The sequence below is a fragment of the Oceanisphaera sediminis genome, from assembly GCF_039539745.1.
GTDB classification, from domain to species: domain Bacteria; phylum Pseudomonadota; class Gammaproteobacteria; order Enterobacterales; family Aeromonadaceae; genus Oceanimonas; species Oceanimonas sediminis.
This window is the reverse complement of sequence record NZ_BAABDS010000027.1, coordinates 50,324-71,707: the sequence shown is the minus strand read 5'-3', so window position 1 is coordinate 71,707 and position 21,384 is coordinate 50,324. Positions and strand designations below refer to the sequence as shown.

At 59.2% G+C, this 21,384-nt stretch carries 14 protein-coding genes; all 14 read right to left on the bottom strand.

Annotated elements, in window-relative coordinates; all coding sequences use genetic code 11:
• Positions 1-330: 330 nt before the first annotated feature.
• The 14 genes from ABD827_RS09395 to ABD827_RS09330 all read right to left on the bottom strand — a co-directional run bounded on the left by ABD827_RS09395 (position 331) and on the right by ABD827_RS09330 (position 21,279).
• Entirely contained in the window at positions 331-1,617 is a 1,287-nt protein-coding gene (locus ABD827_RS09395) for a TRAP transporter large permease (RefSeq protein WP_344964402.1), read from the bottom strand.
• 53 nt (positions 1,618-1,670) lie between these two features.
• Positions 1,671-2,276, bottom strand: coding sequence for a TRAP transporter small permease (locus ABD827_RS09390; protein ID WP_344964400.1), 606 nt, complete (start codon positions 2,274-2,276; stop codon positions 1,671-1,673).
• A 102-nt stretch (positions 2,277-2,378) separates the two neighbouring features.
• On the bottom strand, positions 2,379-3,398 hold the full coding sequence (locus ABD827_RS09385) for a TRAP transporter substrate-binding protein (protein ID WP_344964398.1): 1,020 nt from the start codon (positions 3,396-3,398) through the stop codon (positions 2,379-2,381).
• A gap of 421 nt (positions 3,399-3,819) precedes the next feature.
• Positions 3,820-4,578, bottom strand: a complete 759-nt coding sequence (locus ABD827_RS09380) for a MipA/OmpV family protein (protein ID WP_344964396.1) — start codon at positions 4,576-4,578, stop codon at positions 3,820-3,822.
• Positions 4,579-4,934: 356 nt separating this feature from the next.
• A complete protein-coding gene (locus ABD827_RS09375) occupies positions 4,935-7,166 on the bottom strand; it encodes an NADP-dependent isocitrate dehydrogenase (RefSeq protein WP_344964394.1) in 2,232 nt (743 codons plus the stop codon).
• Positions 7,167-7,387: 221 nt separating this feature from the next.
• On the bottom strand, positions 7,388-8,842 hold the full coding sequence (locus ABD827_RS09370; protein WP_344964392.1) for a diguanylate cyclase: 1,455 nt from the start codon (positions 8,840-8,842) through the stop codon (positions 7,388-7,390).
• Between the two features lie 214 nt (positions 8,843-9,056).
• Positions 9,057-10,385 (bottom strand): dicarboxylate/amino acid:cation symporter, encoded by a 1,329-nt coding sequence (locus tag ABD827_RS09365; protein ID WP_344964390.1) that lies wholly within the window; start codon positions 10,383-10,385, stop codon positions 9,057-9,059.
• A 541-nt stretch (positions 10,386-10,926) separates the two neighbouring features.
• The gene (locus ABD827_RS09360; RefSeq protein ID WP_344964387.1) at positions 10,927-12,135 is read right to left on the bottom strand and encodes an ammonium transporter; all 1,209 of its coding nucleotides are present in this window, start codon (positions 12,133-12,135) and stop codon (positions 10,927-10,929) included.
• 218 nt (positions 12,136-12,353) lie between these two features.
• Positions 12,354-13,730: a hypothetical protein gene (locus tag ABD827_RS09355; protein WP_344964385.1), complete on the bottom strand. Its 1,377-nt coding sequence runs from the start codon at positions 13,728-13,730 to the stop codon at positions 12,354-12,356.
• Between the two features lie 141 nt (positions 13,731-13,871).
• Positions 13,872-14,870, bottom strand: coding sequence for a TAXI family TRAP transporter solute-binding subunit (locus ABD827_RS09350; protein WP_344964382.1), 999 nt, complete (start codon positions 14,868-14,870; stop codon positions 13,872-13,874).
• A 63-nt stretch (positions 14,871-14,933) separates the two neighbouring features.
• Positions 14,934-15,383 (bottom strand): universal stress protein, encoded by a 450-nt coding sequence (locus ABD827_RS09345; RefSeq protein WP_344964380.1) that lies wholly within the window; start codon positions 15,381-15,383, stop codon positions 14,934-14,936.
• 10 nt (positions 15,384-15,393) lie between these two features.
• On the bottom strand, positions 15,394-17,601 hold the full coding sequence (locus tag ABD827_RS09340; RefSeq protein ID WP_344964378.1) for a TRAP transporter permease: 2,208 nt from the start codon (positions 17,599-17,601) through the stop codon (positions 15,394-15,396).
• A 367-nt stretch (positions 17,602-17,968) separates the two neighbouring features.
• On the bottom strand, positions 17,969-19,336 hold the full coding sequence (locus tag ABD827_RS09335; RefSeq protein WP_344964376.1) for a sigma-54-dependent transcriptional regulator: 1,368 nt from the start codon (positions 19,334-19,336) through the stop codon (positions 17,969-17,971).
• The gene (locus ABD827_RS09330) at positions 19,333-21,279 is read right to left on the bottom strand and encodes a sensor histidine kinase (RefSeq protein WP_344964374.1); all 1,947 of its coding nucleotides are present in this window, start codon (positions 21,277-21,279) and stop codon (positions 19,333-19,335) included. The genes ABD827_RS09335 and ABD827_RS09330 overlap by 4 nt, the downstream gene beginning before the upstream one ends.
• Positions 21,280-21,384 lie beyond the last annotated feature (105 nt).

Sequence of the window (21,384 nt, the reverse complement as noted above, 5' to 3'; positions counted from 1 at the left end):
GATTTACGGTAAAGGTCGAACGAAGGGTTCACTCCACCGACACGCTGAACCGCATCCCTGCGACGCTCAGCACATGACGTCCTGTCATGTGATGGGCGCTGGAGTAGAACCCTTCATCCTCCCTAATGCTGCGGAGTCGCCTGTGGATCGACCTGCAGACAACTCGGTGCTAAACAGAGAGGCAACAGAGAGCGGCTCCCGCGACCGTGAAATGCCAGGGATGGAATTTCCGAGCCCCCATGGATGGGGTTATGGCGTGTCGAGGGAGGTGACTGTGTCGCCTCTGGTGCTCCGAACGAATATCTGATTAGAGACTCCATGGGATTGCCATCAATCTGGAAAGGCCATATCTCGTAAAAACAGGGCGATATCCGGAAAGGCGATAATCAGCCCGGCGGCGGCCACCAGCATGAAAATAAACGGCGGCGTACCGCGGATCACTTCCATATAGGGCCGTTTGAAAATGGCGATGGCGGTAAAGATATCGCAGCCGAACGGCGGCGTGGCTGAGCCGATGGCCACCTGCAGGGTAATGAGTACCCCCACCAGAACCGGATCCAGCCCGGTGGCTTGAATCGCCGGGGCGAAGATGGGGGTCAGCACCAGAATGACGACGATGGGGTCGACAAACATGCAGGCGATGAAGAAAGCCACACAGATGGCAATCAATACCCCGACCGGGCCGGCCTCGTTAACCCCCACCGACTCCAGAATGGCCTGGGGTATCTGGGCGAACGACAGTATCCAGGAGAAGCCATTACCAACCGCCACCAGAATAAAGACCACGGCGGTGATCAGGCCGGTGGACTTGGCGATGCGATAGATTTCCTTGAGCTTGAGCGCGCGAAACACCACAAACTCCAGCAGAAAGGCATAAAGCACGCAGACCGCGGCCGCCTCGGTAGGGCTGAAGATACCGCCGTAGATGCCGCCGACGATAATCACCGGAAAAAACAGCGGCCACAGTGCTTCTCGTACCGCAACCATACGTTCCGACCAGCCGGCTTTCGGCTCTGTGGGTACCTGGTGCTTGTGGGCGTAATACAGGCAATAGAGCGAAAACATCACCAGGATCAGCAGGCCGGGTCCGATGCCGGCGATAAACAGCTCGGCGATGGAAGTTTCGGAAATAACCCCGTAGATGATCATGCCGATGCTGGGGGGGATCAAAAAGGCGATATCACTGGCATTGATAATCAGCGCCAGGGTAAAGGAGTCGGAATAACCGGCCTTGAGCATTTTCGGCCGTAGCGGCGAGCCTATTGCCACCACAGTGGCCTGGGTGGAGCCGGACACGGCGCCGAACAGGGTGCAGGAGGTGGCGGTGCTGATGGCAAGGCCCCCCTTGATGTGGCCGATAAAGGCCATGACCATGTTAACCAGTCGGTCGGCAGAGTGGCCGCGGGTCATGATATCGGCGGCAAGAATAAACATCGGCACCGCAATCAGCGAGGCCGGACGAATGCCGCCCATCATCTGCTGAATAAAGGTACCCATCTGGCCGAAGCCGTCGAACATCATCACAAAGCCGACCACGGAGGCGGTGATCAGCGGAATCATCATGGGAAAACCCAACAGCAGCAGCCCAATCATGATGGCCATTAACAGCGTTGCCATGCGTTATGCCTTTTTATGGTTATTGACGCCAGGCGCTCGATTGTCGCCCGGAATTAAACTTTGGTTTCGGTATGGTTTTCGGTATCACCGTAGCCATCCACCACCCCGGTGGAGAGATAGACATGGGGGCTGGTCAGGTTCTTGACGGCGGTCAGCAGGTATTGAATGCCGGTAACGGCGAAGCCCACCGGAGCCCACAGATAAATCCACCAGATCTCGATGCCCAGGGCCGGCAGAATACGGCCGCGGCTGTGTAGCGTTTCGATGTAACCGTAGGCGTGATAGCTGAGAAAAAACATGATCAGGGCGGTCACGATGGCGATGAAGATCATCAGTACCTTCCGCGCCCGGGCGGGCAGCGCGTCGTACAGCGCCGACATGCGAATATGACGGCCGTGACGGGCGGCGTAGCCGAGGCCGGCAAAGGTGATGAAGATAATCAGAATCCGGTTGATCTCGCCGGAAAAAAAGAAACCCTCGCCAAAGACGAAGCGGGCGATGACATTGGCGCAGGTGTTGATGGCCATCAGCAGTACGCCGGATGCCAGCATGACGGCCTCGAATCGGGCAATCCACTCGTCGATCACGCCGAGAACACCGGGCAGGCCGGAGTCATAGGAAGCGGTGTCATCTTCTAGTTCAGGGGTGTGCTCAGACATGATGATGCTCCGGAGCAGTCTCGCCCCCCTTGGCCAAAACGTCGGGGGTAGGGGTTAAAGTCAGGCCCCACTGGCGTGGTGCAGTGGGGCTGTGGCCAAATATCAGTTGGCTTGCAGGTTTTCAAGATCCTGTTTGAACTGGTTCAGCAGCGCCTTGCCGCTGTCTCCGGTCATATCGATAAACTTGTCTTCCACCTGAGGAGCTCGCTCCTTGAAGGCCGCAATCTGGGTGTCATCCAGACGAGTTACCGTGACCTTTTTACTGTTGCTGGTAATTTTCTCCAGCGAGCGGTCGGCGAGGCCATCGATGTGCTCGATAATTTCCTCGAAGGCGTGATCGGCCGCTTTCTGCACCAGTGCCTTGTCCTCATCGGCCAGGCCGTTGTAGAAGTCCTGATTGGCCATCATGGCGGTGGTAAACCAGCCGTGACCGGTGAAAATCAGGTTGGGAGACACTTCATAGAGGCCGCCGGACTCGATCCAGAAAATCGGGTTTTCCTGCCCCTGAATCATGTTGGTTTGCAGGGCGCCATAGACTTCACCCCAGGGCAGGGGGGTCGGCGTGGCGCCGAAGGCGGAATAGGTTTCCGACAGCAGCGGGTTGGTCATGACCCGAATTTTCTTGTTGTTCAGCTCTTCCGGCGTGGTGGCTTTTTCATCCAGGGTGATGACCATTTCGCCTTCGGGATACATTTTCAGCAGTTCCAGACCTTTTTGCGCATAAAGCTCGGGAAAGTCCTCGTTGATGGCCTTGCTCTCGCGAAAGAAGTTCACCACCGTCTTCATGTCGGTAGGCATCAGGTAGGGAATGAAGAAAATCTGGGCTTCGGGGATCAGGGAGCCGGTGAAGCCGGGTGACTGGTTCACGAAGTTGAGAATACCGGCCTGGGTTTGCTCCATGATGTCATCAGACTCGCCCAGCTCACCGAAACGATAGATTTGCAGCGTATGATCCGAGTGCTCTTCTATGTATTCCTTGAATTTTTGCGCGTATACATCCTGTACGTCGCCTTCGTATTCCTCGTGGGCATAGCGCCAGTTGTCTGCCTGGACGGCACTACAGGTGAACAGCGCCAGCGCCGACAGCCCGGTCGCCAGCTTGAGTCCTTTTTGCTTGTTCATTCCATGCACTCCTTCGTTTCGAGTTCTAATTTCATTTGAGGCCATTATAGACTGGCAAAAGACGAGGCAGGACGCAAGGAGTCGACGCATGCAAGTGTATGTTGCGGGACGGTGGTGGCTGAAGAAGCGTCTGATAAAGCAGATTATTATTCTTTATTTTATATTTGATTGGTGTTTTTAAGGGGGGTTGTATGTTTTTTGACTGGGAGGCTAGCAGAGGTGGTCTGTTCGGCGAAAGTGACCACGCTTGGAATAATGCGGGTGACGAGTGGTGCAATATGGTTCCATTACTAATGAATTTGACCGGTGGGCGGCGGTAAACAAGCTGGTGGTATTTACCGCATTATGACTTCGGAAGCATGAAAGAGGCAACCCGGTTGCCTCTGTATGCCGCCTGTCGATGGACGACCGGAAAGTCCGCTTAGAAGTGGTAGCTGAGTACCGCGCCGGCCAGGGCCTGGGTGGCCTCACCCGCCTGACTAACGATGGGGCTGTCTTTTGCATCACCGGTGAGCCGAGTGATGCCGGCCAGGCCGGTAATGCTCCAGTCGGGGGCAAAACGGTAGTTGAGACTGCCACTCAGGCCCAGACGCAGATAACCCTGGTCGGGACGATAGCGAGACAGGCCGCTGCGGGCGGCATCGGCGGCGGTCACTCCGAACATGTCCTGCGTCCATTCCTTGCTGCTGTAAACCAGACTGGGGCCAAAGCTCGCACGCAAGTTGGGGGCTACTTTTTCGCGCCAGCCGGCGCGTGCGGTCAGCTGGTAGCCATCCACATCGCCGGTCAGCGGGGTTTCGGCCTGCAGACTGTAGCGCCAGGAGCCCGGTTGATAGCTGACTCTGACACCGCCGGAGAGGCCGCCATCCACCTGGTCGAAACGGCTCAAATCGCCGGTGTTGTCGCGGCCCGGTTGATAGCCGATAAAGGGCGACAGCGACCAGTCCTGCTGCTGAATCAGATTCCAGCCCAGACCATCACGCCAGTTCAGGTAGAAAAGGTCACCATATCTAACATTGAGATCCGGTAATACTCGCGCTTTGTAGTCGTCACTGCCCAGATAGTCGGGCGCCATGACGGCAGAAGCACCCAGGCTGCCGCTCCAGGTGTACTGGGCTTGGGCCGGCACTGCCAGTAGCGGAGCCAGGGTGGCGAGAGAATAAAGAAATGAACGAGACATAAAAATGGCTATCCTCTTGTTATTTTTGATCATCTCGAAAGGTCAACAGACCCTAAGTCACGGCCGTTCCCTGGCAAGCCTGAAAGATTCAGGGCGAGTATCTGCTTGTCTTGAATCAGGTCTGTAGGCCCACTGTTAACCGGCCGAAAACGACGTATATCAGCAGAACCTGATCTTGTGGCAGTGTAGCATGAGTCTGATGGGGTGACCGACGAATGGCGGTATGGCATCGCCCATTGTGGGTATACCGATACCAAGCGCAGGGTGGCGCGCTTCACCTCTCGCTGCAGCCAATAAAAAACCCCGGCATGGCATACCGGGGTTTTCTTTAACCGAATCGATTCAGACGGTCAGTTTCAGGCGTTCAGTGTTGCCAGTGCCTGGTTGAGGGTGGCGCTGGGGCGCATCACCTTTTCTACCGCCGCCTGATCGACGTGGTAGTAACCGGTCAAGCCGGCAGACTGACCTTGCACCGCATTCAGCTCGGCGACGATCTGCTGTTCGTTGTCGGCCAGGGCCTTGGCCAGCGGCGCAAAGTGGGCGGCCAGTTCGGCATCGTCGGTCTGGGCGGCTACTTGCTGGGCCCAGTACAGGCTCAGGTAGAAGTGGCTGCCGCGGTTGTCCAGCTCGCCGGCTTTGCGCGACGGCGACTTGCCGTTGTCCAGCAGCAGCTCGGTGGCCTTGTCCAGGCACTTGGCCAGGAGCTTGGCGCGGGCGTTGTCTTCCTTGATGCCCAGCTCTTCCAGCGACACCGCCAGGGCCAGGAATTCACCCAGTGAGTCCCAACGCAGGTGGTTTTCTTCCATCAGCTGTTGCACGTGCTTGGGCGCGGAGCCGCCGGCACCGGTTTCGTACATGCCGCCACCGGCCAGCATGGGTACGATAGACAGCATCTTGGCCGAGGTGCCCAGCTCCATGATCGGGAACAGGTCAGTCAGGTAGTCACGCAGCACGTTGCCGGTCACGGAAATGGTGTCCTGGCCGCGCATCATGCGCTCCATCGAGAAACGAATGGCTTCGTTGTAGGACATGATGTGAATGTCCAGGTCGGTCAGATCGTGATCCTGCAGGCAGGCTTCCACCTTTTTGCGCAGCTCATTGTCGTGGGCGCGTTCGGCATCCAGCCAGAATACCGCCGGAGTGCTGGATTGACGGGCACGGGTAACGGCCAGCTTGACCCAGTCGCGAATGGCCGCGTCCTTGGTCTGGCAGGCGCGCCAGATATCGCCTTTTTCCACGTCGTGCTGCATCAGCACCTGGCCGTTGGCATCGACCACGCGCATGGTGCCGTCTTCGTTCAGCTCGAAGGTCTTGTCATGCGAGCCGTATTCTTCGGCCTTCATCGCCATCAGACCCACGTTGGGCACGGTACCCATGGTGCGCGGATCGAAGGCGCCGTTGGTCTTGCAGAAGTTGATCACTTCCTGATAGATGCGGGCATAGGTGCTTTCCGGCATCACCGCCTTGGTGTCTTTCAGCTTGCCGTCACGGCCCCACATCTTGCCGGAGCTGCGGATCATGGCGGGCATGGAGGCATCCACGATCACGTCGCTGGGCACATGCAGGTTGGTGATGCCTTTAACGGAGTCGACCATCGCCATTTCCGGGCGGTGCTCGTAACAGTCGTGAATCGCCTGCTCGATTTCATCCTGGGTGGACTGGGGCAGGGCCTTGATCTTCTCCAGTACGCTGTTCATGCCGTTGTTGGCATTGACGCCCAGCTCGTCGAACAGCTCACCGTATTTTTCGAATACTTCGCGATAGAACACCTTGACCGCATGGCCGAATACGATGGGGTGTGACACCTTCATCATGGTGGCCTTGACGTGCAGTGACCACATCACGCCGGTCTCTTTACAGTCCTGCAGGGTCTGCTCGAAGAAGCTTTCCAGCGCCTTGGCGCTCATGAACATGCCGTCCAGTACTTCGCCGGCCTGCAGCGGCAGCTCTTTCTTCAGCTCGATCTTGCCGGCCTTGTCGATGAACTCGATGCGCACTGTCTGGGCGGTGTCCATGGTGACCGACTGCTCGCTGGAGAAGAAGTCGCCGCCGTTCATGTAGTCGGCGTGAGAGCGGGAAGCCTTGCTCCAGGCACCCATCGAATGGGGATACTTGCGGACGAACGCCTTGACCGCGGCCGGGGCACGACGATCCGAGTTACCCTGGCGCAGCACCGGGTTGACCGCGCTGCCGAGGATTTTGGAATAGCGTTCGGCGGCGGATTTCTCTTCGTCGGTTCTGGCTTCTTCCGGCAGGTCGGGAACATCGAAACCCTGAGCCTGCAGTTCTTTGATACAGGCGCGCAGCTGGGGCACAGAGGCGCTGATGTTGGGCAGCTTGATGATGTTGGCGTGCGGATCCTGGGTCAGTTCGCCCAGTTCGCTCAGGCCGTCGGCCACTCGTTGTGCTTCGCTCAGGCGCTCGGGAAAGGCGGCCAGAATACGGCCGGCCAGCGAGATGTCGCTCAGGGTCACGTTAATGCCGGCGGAGCTGGCAAAGGTACGTACGATGGGAAGCAAAGAATAAGTGGCTAAGGCGGGAGCCTCGTCGGTCAAGGTATATACGATAGTGGGTACTTTGGTGGTCATTATTTCGCTCTGTCCCTGCTTGATAGATGGGGGTTCAACGGCTCAGCGTGGCACCAACTTTTGGCTGGCGCTGGCGCTGGCCAACGCCGCTGGATTGAATTTCCGACCGGCATTGTATGACATATCGCCCCTCGGACTTAAGGGGCTTGAGTGAATTCTGTGGCGTCACTCGATTAAAGAGGGTCTGGTCGTACCGAATTGCTCGTCGGGCAGGCCGGTGTTCAGGACTTTTCGGCGCTATCGCCGTGGTCGTTGGTTCGAGCTGCCGGCCTGGCTGCACAGGCCTGATCCCGGCCCTTGTGCTTGGCCTGGTAAAGGGCATCGTCGGCTCGTTGTATCAGGGTATCCACGGTATCACCGGGTGCCAGTGTAGCGAGGCCGGCGCTGGCGGTAATGCGGTCGCCACAGGGAAAGCGATGCCGGCGTATGCTGTGCAGCAGCCGTTCGGCCAGTTGTCGGCTGTGCTCGAGGTCGGTATCAAAGCAGAGAATAAGAAACTCTTCTCCGCCCCAGCGGCAGATGGAGTCGGCTTCGCGCAGATGCGTTTTTAACAGCTCGCCAAATTGAACCAGCACCTTGTCGCCAACCAGATGGCCGTATTGATCGTTGACGTGCTTGAAGTGATCGATGTCGATCATGATCACCGCCAGTGGATGATGGTAACGCAGGGCGCGTTGCAGGTCTTTTTCCAGCGTTGCATTCAGGCCGTGGCGGTTGGGCAAGCGGGTCAGGGAGTCGGTCTGTGCCGTCAACTCGAGCTGCCGGTTCAGTGCCCGCAGGCGACGCGCCCAGAACAGGCTGGTGCCGATAACGGCAATCAGCAGCAATCCCAGCCCGTAGGCCAGGGTGTAATCGGTAATCACCTCCGACACCATCTGCAATGACAGATGACGATCCATCACTTTTTGCCGTTCCTGCGCGGTAATGGCATTGATACCCTGGTTGAGAATATCGCGCAGGGTATGTTCCGACTGCAATACCCCCATGCGCAGCCGGTTTTCGTAACCGGGAATCTGTCCCGAAATCTTGAGGTTGTACCAGCCCTGCTGCTTGATGGTATGGGCGGCCACCACCAGGGATCTCAGGGTCAGATCGGCTTTGCCATCCGAGACCAGTTGCAGGGCCTCGGGCTCGGTATCGGTGTCGATAATGGTCAGGTTGGGAAAGTCCCGGGCGAAGAATTCGGCCATGGCGGTGCCCCGCTGCAGGGCAATGGTCTTGTCGGTCAGGCCGGCGACATCGGAGATAAAGGGAAACTCTTCCCGGGTGATCAACACATTGGGGTCGTCCAGCAGCGGGTCGGTAAAGATCAGCCACTGTTCACGCTCCGGGGTCTGGTTGAGCAAACTCAGCGCCACGCAGTCTCCGTTACGGGAGGCGGCCAGGCTCTCTTCCCAGCCGGAGGTGGGATACAGCTGTATTCGTAATCCGGTTTTGGCGGCGACCAGGGCGATAAGATCGGCGGCGATGCCCACATGCCGGTTGTTTTTGTCTATTGCTTCAAACGGTAGCCAATCCGGATCCACGCACATCGACAGGGTGGGATGGGCATTGAGATAGACCTGCTGGGTGACGCTGAGTGGTACTCGGGATTCGCTCGCCAACAGAGCGTGGCTGAAGGCAAGCAACAGGCATAAACCTGACAGCAGGCGATAACCGGATAACCGGTGAAACATTGACGTTAGCCCGCCTACAGCAAGTATCAATACTGAATTCATCCCTGTCCTCAGGCGGTGATGCATGAGTCCATAATGCGACGTTAGACAGGCCGGAGCAATGCTTGTCAGTGTCATTTTGCTGGTCGGTGCGCAGAAATGCGATTGGCATGGGGAGGTGGCGGATAAAAAAGCCCGGGCGAGGCCCGGGCGTGATGCAGGTTGAAAACGGCGGTCAGGCCTCGGTTTTGGCTTGCGACGGGGCCTGGTGCGGAAAGTGAATTTCTTCTTCTTTCTTGCCGGCGTCGGGGTTGTTGAAGCGCGCCACATCCATGGCACCTTCGCTCTTACCCACGATGCAGGTCACTACCGAGTCGCCGGTAATGTTGACCGCGGTGCGGATCATGTCCAGCAGACGGTCGACACCGATGATCAGTGCTATGCCTTCTACCGGCAGGCCCACCTGGTTCAGCACCATGGCCAGCATGATCAGGCCGACACCGGGTACACCGGCGGTGCCAACGGAAGCCAGAGTCGCGGTCATGATCACCATCAGGTAGTCGTTGAAGCTCAGATCGATGTTGAACGCCTGGGCGATAAAGGCGGTGGCCACGCCCTGCATGATGGCGGTGCCATCCATGTTGATGGTGGCACCCAGCGGCACGGTAAAGGCGGCCACCTTGTTGTCTACCCCCATGCGGCGGGTCGCGGTCTCCATGGTCACCGGAATGGTGGCGTTGGAGGAGGCGGTGGAAAAGGCGAACATCACCGCATCTTCCATTTTCTTGAGGAAGGTCAGCGGATTCAGGCCGGTAAAGACCCGGAACATGACGGAGTAGGTCACCAGACCATGCAGCAGCAGGGTACCGGCCAGCACCAGGAAATACTCCAGCAGGTTGACGATGGCATCCAGTCCCAGGCTGGTAAACAGCTGGGCCATCAGGCAGAAGACGCCAAAGGGCGCCACGTTCATCAGCAGCGTCACCAGCTTCATGATGACCTCGTTGAAGTCATTGAACAGGGCGGCAATGCGCTCGCCCGGTTTGCCGGCCAGGCTGATGGCGATGCCGAACAGTACCGCAAACACGATGATCTGCAGGGTGTTGCCCTCGGCCATCGAATTGATGGGGTTGGTGGGGAACATGCCGACAATCACCTGGCCCAGGCTGGGCGCTTCCTTGGCGGCGAAGGTGGTGGCGCTGGTCAGGTCGACGCCGTCACCGGGTTTGAACAGGTTGCCCATCAACAGCGCCAGGGTGATGGCGATGGCGGTGGTGACCAGATAAAACGCCAGTGTCTTGCCCCCGAGGCGTCCCAGGGTGGAAAGGTCTTTCAGTGAGCTGGTGCCGCAGACCAAAGACACGAAAATCAACGGTACCACCAGCATCTTGAGGCTGGCGATAAAGATTTCGCCACCCACCTGCAGCAGACCATTGACGATATATTCCTGCACGAAGGTGACGTCGGCCAGCAGGGTACGGAAGATAAAGCCGGCCACAATACCCAGGCTCATGCCCAGCAGGACCTTGCCGGTCAGCGACATTTTTTTCTTGTCGGTAGTCATCAGATGGATTCTCCTTATCCGATATAAGGGAGCAAAACGGTGGCATCAAGGATGCCCTGAGGTGAGGTTTGGAGCCTCTGATTCGTCACACCGAGCGGGTCGGGTGTGGCGGAGCGGCGCGCAGAATGCCATTTTTTTGTCTTGGCGTGAAGTTTTCTGCTTTGTGAGTGCTCATTGATTCTCTTTTTTACTACTGAAATCAAACTTTGTGTGAGATCATGCTGATAGTCCGAATCGCAACAGGCGCCACCTTTACATTAAGGTAGCGCCTGCTGTGAAAGACGTGATGGTCTTATATCAATCTGTAAAACTAACGGGTCTGTTTAGCTGCCCGGTAAAGGTCGAACGAAGGGTCAACTCCACCGACACGCTGCAAGCACCTCCATGTGGCGCTCAGCACATGACGTCCTGTCATGTGATGGTCGCTGAAGTAGAACCCTTCATCCGCCCCTCTGCTGCGGCGTCGCCTGTGGGAGGTGACTCTGTTGCCTCTCGTGTCCGGTTCTAAAATAGATCATATCTTTATTTAGATTGGGATGACTCAGTCGTTGAAGGTGGCGGCAATCTTGTGGATGCTGAGATCGGCACCGTTGAACTCCTGCTCTTCGGTCAGACGAATACCCACCAGCAGCTTGATGCTGCCGTACACCAGCAGGCCGCCCAACAGGGCCACCAGGATACCGGCGGCGGTGCCCAGCAGCTGAGAGAGAATGCTGACGCCGCCCAGGCCACCCAGTGCCTGCTGGCCAAAAATACCGGCGGCAATGCCACCCCAAGCGCCGCAAATGCCGTGCAGCGGCCAGACACCCAGCACATCGTCGATCTTCAACTTGTTCTGCTGCAGGGTAAACAGCCACACGAACAGGCCGCCGGCGATCATGCCCACCACCAGGGCTCCGATGGGGTGCATCAGATCCGAGCCGGCACACACCGCCACCAGGCCGGCCAACGGACCGTTATGGATGAAGCCCGGGTCATTCTTGCCCAGGATCAGCGCGGCGATAATGCCACCGACCATGGCCATCATGGAGTTCAGTGCCACCAGGCCGGAAATGCCGTCCAGAGTCTGGGCCGACATCACGTTGAAGCCGAACCAGCCGATGGACAGTATCCAGGCGCCGAGGGCCAGAAAGGGAATGTTGGACGGCGGAAAGGCCACCAGCTTGCCGTTGCGGTAACGACCCCGGCGTACACCCAGCAGCAATACCGCCACCAGGGCTATCCAGCCGCCAACGCCATGCACCACCACAGAGCCGGCAAAGTCATGAAAGGGCGCGCCGAAGGTGTTTTCCAGCCAGGCTTGCAGGCCGAAGTTGCCGTTCCAGGCGATGCCTTCGAAAAACGGATAGACCAGGGCCACCGACAGCGATGACGCGCACAGAATGGGCCAGAATTTGGCCCGCTCGGCGATGCCGCCGGAAACGATGGCGGGAATGGCGGCGGCAAAGGTCATCAGAAAGAAGAACTTGACCAGCTCGTAGCCCTGACCGGCAGACAGGGTTTCGGCGTCCTGAAAGAAGGTGACGCCATAGGCCACCCAGTAGCCGACAAAGAAGTAGGCGACGGCGGAAAAGCCGAAGTCGGTCATGATCTTGGCCAGGGCGTTGACCTGGTTCTTGTGGCGCACCGTGCCCACTTCGAGAAAGGCGAAGCCGGCGTGCATGGCAAACACCATGACAGACCCCATCAGAATAAACAGGGTGTTGGCACTCTGTGCCAGGGTGTCGATGGCGGTACTGATACTGTCCATGAATCTCTTCTCCTTCATGCTCCGTGGTGGTGCAGGTGTTGCATTACTATGGTGCAATGCCGTTGTTGCCTGGCCAGAATAGTGCGAGGTGTCGTGTGATGTCGCTCACATAAAATAACAGGCATTAATCATGCCAAAGTGTAAGGGCCAATAGTCGAGTCAGGATGATTGAGTCGCCCGGTGTTCGTGGTCGAACGGGGTTGAGACAAGGAGGGTTATTATGCTTGTGAAGAAGAGCCGGCGGGTTTTCGTTGCGGAATTTCCTCTATTTCCACGATTTTGGAGCGGCTCATCACCACCTTCCAGCGCTGAATAACCGGCGGCTTCTGGCCCTGTATTTCGCGGGTGACCAGGTTGATCAGATAGCGTTTTTCCACCGATTGGCGGGACACCTGCCCCTCGTTCAACTGATAGACATGATGCGAGCCCTTTTCCATCAGCTTGGACAGCAGACTCAAGTCCAGCTGCAGTACTTCGCGTGTCTGCTCGTAGCCACTCAGAAAACGGGTGGGCAACATGCGGGAGTGGCTGCCATAGTGCATGATCACCTCTTCCCGCTGGCTGATGGTGGCGCGCCGGGCGGCCAGAATATCGTCATCCAGTCGCGAGCTGCGCCGGTAGTCGAACCACTCCAGCTGGCGGCCCACCAGTTGGGTGCTGTGCACATCAAAATACTGTCGTCGCCATTTGGGGCGCCCCTTGCGCAGCCAGCGCCACAGGGTGTTGCGCAAGTCGTCCTTGAACAGTTCACGCAGAGCATAAAGTAGGGCCAGGGCGAAAATCACCATCAGCGAGATACCGCCCAGGGTTTCGCGCACCTCGTAGGCGGCCAGCGACACCGAGGTCATCACCACGGCGGTGACCCCGGCCTTGAGCAGCTTCTGCTCGCCGCCACCCAGCTCCCGGGTTTTCTCCTTGAGCGTTACCGGATATTCGATCAATCTGCGCAGCAGCCGCATCTTGTTGGAGATGCGCGACAGCGCCTCCGTGGTGTGGCTGGAATTATATTGCTGCCGTTCACGATGCCGGCGTTCGATATCACACACTTCCAGCAGCAGTGACTTGGTGGTCTTGTAGTCGCCGTTGCGGGGCAGATGGGCGACCAGCGACAACAGCCGCTGCTCGGTAAACCAGGACAGATAGTTGTCGATATTGGCGTAGTACTTGAGCAGGGTCTGATCGGTGGGCACATTGCGGCGCAGGCGGCGCAGAATATCCTGGGCCAGGGCGATCACCTCTTCTATCGCCTCCTGGCCGGCGCCGTCTTTTTCGTTACGCAGCTTGTGACAGGACTGCTCCAGCCCCACCACGTACTGATAGGCATAGAGGCTGAGGCTGAGCCGGTATTGCTCGGTGGTGAGCTTGCCCCGGCGGGCCAGTCGGCTGTGTACCAGTGGCAGCAGCGGCTGGTCACTGAAATAGGTGCGCTGTACCTGAATGGCGCTGTGGTAAAACTCTTCTTCCGGCACTACATTGGTGTTCAGCCCCAGTTCGCCGGGAATAAAGAGGTACATATCCAACCGGTGTTCGGTTGCCTCCCGCAGAATGCGAGATACCTTGAGGGCGAAGCCATCTTTACGCTCAACGCTGATCAAAAATCGGGATACTCCAACAAAAACAACAGCAATAACAATATATTAAATTGCAGTAAAGAGGGAGGATAAACAGCCTGAGCGGCCAGTCTAGTGATAAAAAACCCCGCTAGTGCGGGGTTTAACTGACTGAAGGTGAAGGGATTATTGCTGAGCTTCGGTGAGCGTCTTGCCCTGTTCGGTCCAGAATGTCTTGGCGCCGTCGTGCATCGGGGTCACGATACCCATGATGCCGCTGTCGATACTCATGGACTTGGCGGCCTGGGAGACGGAGGACATGAACTTCAGGCCGTCGGATGAATAGATCTCCTGCAGGCTGTCGCGCACCTTTTCTTCGGACAAATGGCGACCGGCCACCCACAGGGCGGAGTCCTGAATGGTCACCACATCATAATCCACGTTGGCGTAGGTGCCGGCAGGAATGGTAACCGCGGCGTAGTAGGGGTGGTCATTGAACAGGGTGCCTTTTTCGGCAGCTTCGTTCACCTGCAGCAGGCGAATTTTGTTGCTGGAGGCGGCCTGGATCACCGACGCATTGGGGAAGCCGGCAAATACCCAGAGCGCGTCGATCTGGCGGTCGCCCAGTGCCGAGGCGCCCTGGTTGTAGCCGATGTACTGGGGCGTGATCTTGTCCCACAGCCCCACTCCCTCGAAGAAGCGCTGGGCGGAGGCGGCCGCACCGGACCCGGCGGGTCCCACGGCGATGTTCTTGCCTGCCAGCTGGGCTACATCGGTAATGCCGGAGCCGTCCAGCACTATCAGGTGCGCCGGGGCGCCGTACAGATAGGACATGGCCTGCACATTGCGATACTTGCGGGTGTCGTTGGTCAGCTTGCCGGTCAGCCCCAGATACATGTCGCCGGAGTAGACGATACCGAAGTCGGCGTCGCGGGAGTTGACCCGACGCAGGTTTTCCACCGAGCCGGCGGAAGCCATGTTGGAGACTTCCACACCCGCCATGGTGCGCGACAGCCGGGTGGCAATGCCGTTGGAGAAATACTGGAAGGTGCCGCCGTCCGGGCCACCGGAAAACGCCAGCCGCTCGGTCTGGGCATGAGCCATGCCCGTACCCAGGGTGGTCACGGCAACGAGGGTGATGGATGTCAGCGTCCTGGCAGGCTTGCACATTTTATTCAGTATCATGGTTGTTTCCTCTTTATGGTTGTATTTCTCGTTGTCTTCCCTCGAGAAAGGGGAGGCGGCCGTTCAGCCGCGCTCGGGTACCGTTAATACCGGAATCGATGATTGACGAATAACGCGCTCGGTGGTGGAGCCCAGCAGCCGTTTTTCCAGGCCGTGACGGCCATGGCTGCCCATGATGATGAGGTCGGCTCCCAGGCTGTTGGCCTGGGACAACAGGGCCTCGGGGCCGGAGCCAATCACCACGTCGGTGGTCAGCTCGCCCTGAAACTGGCCGAACAGCCGTTGTTTGAAGTCATGCATGTCGGTCATCGCCTGGGTGTTGACCTCCCTGACGAAGGCGTCCATTACCCCGGCGGGAATGCTGCGCCGGTGCCGGTCGCCCAGCTCGGTGATCACGTGCAGCAGGTGCAGTCGGGCGCCGTGCATCCGGGCCAGATGACTGGCCAACTCCGCCGCCCGGGCGGCGCTGGCGGAGAAGTCGGTGGCATATACAATCAACTTAATCTGGGCCATGGGAATATCCTTAACTGGCATTGGAATGGTGGATGTCGGCCATCGGCGTGGCATTGCTTTCCCGCTGCAGCCACCACACCAGGGCGACCAGTGCCAGACCGCCGATATCGGAAACCAGCGTCGGCCAGTACAGCAACAGGGTTCCGGCACCGAGCAGCAGCCATTCCAACAGCCGGGTCTTGCGGCGCAGATAACCCATGGCGAAGGCGCCGAAGGCGATGGTACCCAGGGTGGCCGAGACAAAGGCGGTGATGATTTCCAGCACGCTGCCGTCGAGCAGCATGGCCGGCACATAGGCGAACAATAGCGGCATCACGTACAGCATCTTGGCGAACTTGAACGAGGTCCAGCCGGTCTTCCAGGGATCCGATCCGGCGATGGCGGCGCCCGCATAGGCGGCCACGCATACCGGCGGCGTGATGTTGGAGTCCTGAGACAGCCAGTAGACGATCATGTGGGCGGCGATGGCCGAGACGCCGAATTCGCCCAGCGCGGGCACCGCCAGCACGGCCACAATCAGATAGGCGGCGGTCACCGGTACCCCCATGCCCAGCACCAGCGAGGCGATGGCCACCAGTATCAGCGCCAGCATCAGGCTGTCACCGGCCATGGAGATGATCAGATCCGAGAACTTGAGGCCCATGCCGGTGAGTGAAATGGTGCCGACGATGATGCCGATTACGCCGATGGTGGCGCCCACGATCAGGGTGTTGCGCGCGCCGATCTGAATGGCATCCCAGACTTCCCGGGGCCCCATACGGGTTTCCCTGTCGACCCAGCTGACCGCGATGCACGACAGGGTAGCCCAGAATGCCGAGTTGCCGGCGGAACGGCCGGTGAGCAACAGCACCGTGATGATCACCAGCGGCAGGGCATAGTACCAGCCGCTCTTGAACACGGTTTTCCAGTGGGGAATTTCTTCGCCCTGCACGCCGACCAGGCCATGCTTCTTGGCTTCGAAGTGCACCATGCAGTACACCGCCAGAAAGTAGAGCAACGCCGGGCCGATGGACAGCATCATGATGGTGGAATAGGGGGTACCGGTCAGTTCGGCCATCAGGAAGCCGCCGGCACCCATGATGGGGGGCAGAAACATGCCGCCGATGGAGGCGGCGGGTTCGATGGCCCCGGCCACATGGGGCCTGAAACCGGCCCGCTTCATCATCGGAATGGTGAAGGCGCCGGAAGACACGGTATTGGCGATGGCCGAACCGGACACCGAGCCGAACAGGGCGGAGGAAATCACCGCGACCTTGGCGGGTCCGCCGGTGGAGCGACCGGCGAGGGCCAGCGGCAGATCGATGAAGAACCTGCCGGCGCCGGACTTCTGCAGGAAGGCTCCGAAGAAGATGAACAGGATGACATAGGTCGCCAGTACGCTGGCCATGACCCCGAAAACCCCGTTGGTGGTTAGGAACAGGGCGGTGGCCAGGCGTTCGAAACGAAAGCCCCGGTGAGCCAGCAGCTCGGGCAGATAGGGTCCGAACAGGGCGAAGGCGATCATCGCCACCCCAATCAGGGTGATGGACCAGCCCAGCACCCGGCGGCAGATTTCCAGCGATAACAGCAGACCGACGATGCTGATCAGCATGTCGACCTCGTTTTCTGCCCCGGCCCGGTAGTTGAGCAGCTCGAACTGGCTGATCCAGTACAGTACGGTACCGGCGGTCATCAGGGCCAGTATCACATCGCTGGCGGTCGGGCTGTTGTGGTTACGCCGGTTCAGCCACTGGTCCAGCGGCACCAGGATGGCGGCGAAGGGCAGGATCAGCCACAGGCCGTAGTGCAGCTTGTCCAGATCCTGCTCCAGCGCCATGCCGAGACCGTCGTAGTCCCAGGTTTCCCGGAACAGGGTCAGTTGCTGGTAGAAGGCGGTGGGCGAGTCGTACACCAGAAAGCAGCTGACCAGCAACGACAGCAGGGTGGCGCTGATCAACGACAGGCCGCCATGGGCGGCGCGGCTGCCCGCCGGGTATAACAGGAAGACCAGCACGAAGGTGATCAGCACATAGATGCCGAGATGGTACTGGGTGCTGAGGGCGGCGACGCCGGCGCCGTAAAAGTAGATGGCCACCATGACTGCGGCCAGGCCGGCGGTCAGCCAGGCCCAGGGCCCGGTGAGCTTGCGCTCGCTCTTGGCATCTTTCTCCATCAGTTCCTTGAGCTTTTTCTGCTCGTCGGGACTCAGGCTGTCGAGTTGTTGTTCGTCGTTTGACATCTTGACCTCTGTATTTGCTCCGGCTCCCGGGCCGGTTGGCTTTCCCTGCCGGGGTGTCTCCTGAGCGCGGATAACCCTGTGGCGTTGTTGTTAATGCCATGTAGCAATAATGAGGCCAGAATTGGTGGGGTGGGGGCAGAGGCCCGTGGTTAAAGGGCTGGCGGGCAGGGCGAGGTGATTCAGTCGTGTGGTATTGAGTAGAAATGGGTGGGAATCCGCCAGTTCCAGATAGAGCTTTGGCGGCTTTCCACCCATTGGCGCCTGATGGCGCGAAAATAGGCACCGAGGCCGTGACGAGACCGGTGAGTCTGCCGCGAATTGGTCGCCGCCGATGGATGTAAATCCCCCCATCGGCGCTAATGACGGCTCAGTCGGTGCCGTCCTTGTAATCGTTTTTGTCCAGCTCGTATTTTTTCATCTTGTCGTACAGGGTCTTGCGCGGTAACTGGAGACTCTCCAGGGTGTGTTTGATGGAGCCGCCGTGGCGGGCGAGTTCGGCCTGAATCAGGGTTCTTTCGAAGTGCTCGACCCGAGCGGCCAGCCCCTGGGTCACCGGCTCCGGCTCGGTGATGGGCCTGTCGTCGAAGTCGAAGGTACAGGCTTCGCCGAGCAGCACATATCGCTCCGCCAGATTGCGCAGTTCACGCACGTTGCCGGGCCAGTCGTGGCTCATCAAGCTGTGAATGCGCTCGGGCGACAGCGGCGGAATCTCCCGTTCGTACAAAGAGGAGGCGAGCAGGGCGAAATGCTGGAACAGCATGGGAATGTCCTGGGGGCGGGCCCGCAGGGGAGGAATGTCGATGCGCACCACGTTGAGCCGGTAATAGAGATCTTCGCGAAACTCGCCGGTCTCGGCCAGGGCGCGAAGATCGGCCTTGGTGGCGGCGATGATCCTGAGATCGAGCGGGATCAGGGTGTTGGATCCCAGCCGTTCTATGGCTCTTTCTTCCAGCACCCGCAACAGTTTGATCTGCAGGCTCATCGGCATGCTTTCAATTTCATCCAGGAACAGGGTGCCGCCGTTGGCATGTTCCAACTTGCCGATGCGTCGTTCTCTGGCATCGGTAAAGGCGCCTTTTTCGTGGCCGAACAGCTCCGACTCGATCAGGGTCTCGGGTACGCCGCCGCAGTTGATGGCCACAAAATTGCGCTCCCGGCGCGGGCTGTGCTCGTGGATATAGCGGGCCAGCAAATCCTTGCCGGTACCGGTTTCTCCCATCAGCAGCACATCGGCCGGGGTGTCGGCCACGGTCAGTACCAGCTGGCGCAGTTGCAGTATGGCGGGAGAGCTGCCGATGATGCGCGGCCCGGGGGCGCTCTGGGCCTGCAGTTCCTGACGCAGCGTGCGATTTTCCAGGGTCAGGGTGCGTTTTTCCAGCGCCCGATGCACCACATCGAGCAGCAGGTCGGCGGAGAAGGGTTTTTCGATGAAGTCGTAGGCGCCGTTGCGGATGGCGCCGACCGCCATCGAGATATCCCCGAAGCCGGTGATCAGGATCACCGGAATGTCCGAGTCCAGCTGTTTGATCTGTTGCAGCAGCTCCAGCCCGCTCATGCCCGGCATATTGATGTCGGTGACCACCACGCCGGCAAAGTCGGGGGTGATCCGGGCCAGGGCCTGGCGGGCATCGGCCAGTGCGAGCACCTGGTAGTCTTCCAGCTCCAGGGTTTGCCCGGCCGACAGGCGGACATGGGGATCGTCATCGACCAGGATGACAGTAGCGTCATGGTTCATGCATGCTCCTGAGGTGAATACGATGGCAGCGTCAGGGTGAACAGGGCACCACCTTGCGGGTGATTGGCGGCTTCCAGTCTGCCGTTAAGGCTATGGACGATGCGGTGGGAAATGGACAGCCCCAGCCCCATACCGGTCGGCTTGGTGGTGTAGAAAGGCTCGAATACATGAGTCAGGGCGTCGGGGTTCAGGCCCGGCCCATGATCGCGCACGCTCAGCCGTACCCATTGGGATTGGCTGTTGAGCCTGATGTCGATGCGGGGAGACGACTGTCCGATCATGGCCTGCAGGGCGTTGCCGATCAGGTTGACCAGCACCTGTTCCAGCCGGCCGATGTCGCCGGTCACCCAGAGCCGCTCCAGTCCTTCTGGCCAGCTGATGTCGGCCTGTTTTTGCTCCAGCTGGCTGCCCATGATCACCATGACCCCCTGACGCAGATGCTGCAGATTGACGCCCCGCCCGGACTCCTGCTGTGGGCGGGCGAACTCCCTGAGCGGCTGCAGAATGGAGGCCATGCGATCGGCCAGTCCGGCTATTTCGGCCAGATTGGTGGTTACCGCCTCGGCTCTGCCCCGGGTGAGCAGCTTGCGACCGTTGTCGGCGAAATGGCGGATGGCGGTGATCGGCTGGCTGAGTTCATGGTTGATGCCGGCAGACAACTGGCCGAGGACGGCCAGCTTGGCGGTCTGAATCAGCTGGTTCTGGGTCTGATGATGCTGCTCTATTTCCTGTTGCAGGCGCTGGTTGGCATCGGTCAGCTCCCGGGTGCGCAGTTTGACGCGCAGCTCCAGGGCTTCGTGCGCCTGCTGCAGCTCGGCCTGGTGCCGTTGCTTCATGCGGTGGCGGGCGCTGAAAAACAGCACCAGCGCGGCCAGAATCAGGTAGAAGGTGAGGCCCAGGCCCAGGGTTTTGAGAAGGCTGCTCTGCAAGGGACGCAGGCTGGCCAGCACCGCAACCCGCATGCCGGCGTCGGGCAGTAGCCGGCTTCGCAGCAGGTAATGGCCGGCTCGGCCGGATTGACGGTCGGACGAAATGCCCGGGGTATCAACCAGCGTCAGCAGCAGATCGCCCTGTTCGGTGACTTCCCGACGAATGATATCGAGTGGCAGCAGCGGAGCCTGGCCGTAACGGCGACTGGCGCTGATACGGGCAACATCCATTTCGGTGAGCCGGCTCGCCGCCGGACCGACTGGTGGGCGGCCTGCCCGGGGTTGTGACTCATGATTACCGTAAGACTGCCGAAGTGTCTGCCTGCCGACTTCCGGCAAGTAACCCAGGGTGCGAAAGCGCCAGTAGGCCCGGGTGGAAATGAAGATCACGCCGTCTTCATCCATCACCAGAATATCCTGCAGAGGATCGCTCCAGTCGGCTTCGATGTCTTCCAGATCGACCTTGACCACGACGATCCCGATGATCTGACCGGCCTGGAGCACCGGGTAGGAAAAGAAATAACCCCGTACCCGGGAGGTATTGCCCAGGGCGAAATAGCGACCGGCACCGCCTTCCATTGCCTGCTGGAAATAGGGGCGAAAACTGTAGTCGTTGCCGATAAAGGAGTGGGGTTGATCCCAGTTGCTGGCCGCCCGGGTGATGCCGTCGGTACCGATCACATAGCTGTCGGTGGCTCCCATGGTGGCATTGACCCAGGCCAGGTAGCGGTTGGCGGTGTCGATGTTCTGCGCATTGCCGGGATGTTCGAGCAGGCTGATCAGCTGCTGCTGACTGGCCAGCAGGCGAGGTAAATCCCGGTGCCGGTCGAGCTGATACTGCAGGCTGACGATATAACGGCTGAGATTGGCATCGGCCTGCTCGCGGATTTGCTCCATGGCTTGCATGCGTGCCGAGCTGGTCAGCACGAAGGCGAGCAGCGCCATGCCCAGCAACAGCAGCAGAATGAGCGGGCTGCGCTCGCGCATTGCAGCAGAAGCCGGAAAAGAGTCCATTCGTTTCATGCCCCGATTATGCGCTGCCGAGGGGCGGATGGGAATCTGTCTTCGCAGGGAAGGCTTGAGTTGGCACCGTGGTTGCGGCGACAATGGCATTTTTCC

Bases quoted from the DNA above. Each gene is read 5' to 3' on its own strand.
- ABD827_RS09365 (WP_344964390.1), bottom strand. From the start codon at position 10,385: ATGACTACCGACAAGAAAAAAATGTCGCTGACCGGCAAGGTCCTGCTG.
- ABD827_RS09375 (WP_344964394.1), bottom strand. From the start codon at position 7,166: ATGACCACCAAAGTACCCACTATCGTATATACCTTGACCGACGAGGCT.
- ABD827_RS09360 (WP_344964387.1), bottom strand. From the start codon at position 12,135: ATGGACAGTATCAGTACCGCCATCGACACCCTGGCACAGAGTGCCAAC.
- ABD827_RS09385 (WP_344964398.1), bottom strand. From the start codon at position 3,398: ATGAACAAGCAAAAAGGACTCAAGCTGGCGACCGGGCTGTCGGCGCTG.
- ABD827_RS09335 (WP_344964376.1), bottom strand. From the start codon at position 19,336: ATGAACCATGACGCTACTGTCATCCTGGTCGATGACGATCCCCATGTC.
- ABD827_RS09340 (WP_344964378.1), bottom strand. From the start codon at position 17,601: ATGTCAAACGACGAACAACAACTCGACAGCCTGAGTCCCGACGAGCAG.
- ABD827_RS09380 (WP_344964396.1), bottom strand. From the start codon at position 4,578: ATGTCTCGTTCATTTCTTTATTCTCTCGCCACCCTGGCTCCGCTACTG.
- ABD827_RS09350 (WP_344964382.1), bottom strand. From the start codon at position 14,870: ATGATACTGAATAAAATGTGCAAGCCTGCCAGGACGCTGACATCCATC.
- ABD827_RS09345 (WP_344964380.1), bottom strand. From the start codon at position 15,383: ATGGCCCAGATTAAGTTGATTGTATATGCCACCGACTTCTCCGCCAGC.
- ABD827_RS09390 (WP_344964400.1), bottom strand. From the start codon at position 2,276: ATGTCTGAGCACACCCCTGAACTAGAAGATGACACCGCTTCCTATGAC.
- ABD827_RS09330 (WP_344964374.1), bottom strand. From the start codon at position 21,279: ATGGACTCTTTTCCGGCTTCTGCTGCAATGCGCGAGCGCAGCCCGCTC.
- ABD827_RS09370 (WP_344964392.1), bottom strand. From the start codon at position 8,842: ATGTTTCACCGGTTATCCGGTTATCGCCTGCTGTCAGGTTTATGCCTG.
- ABD827_RS09395 (WP_344964402.1), bottom strand. From the start codon at position 1,617: ATGGCAACGCTGTTAATGGCCATCATGATTGGGCTGCTGCTGTTGGGT.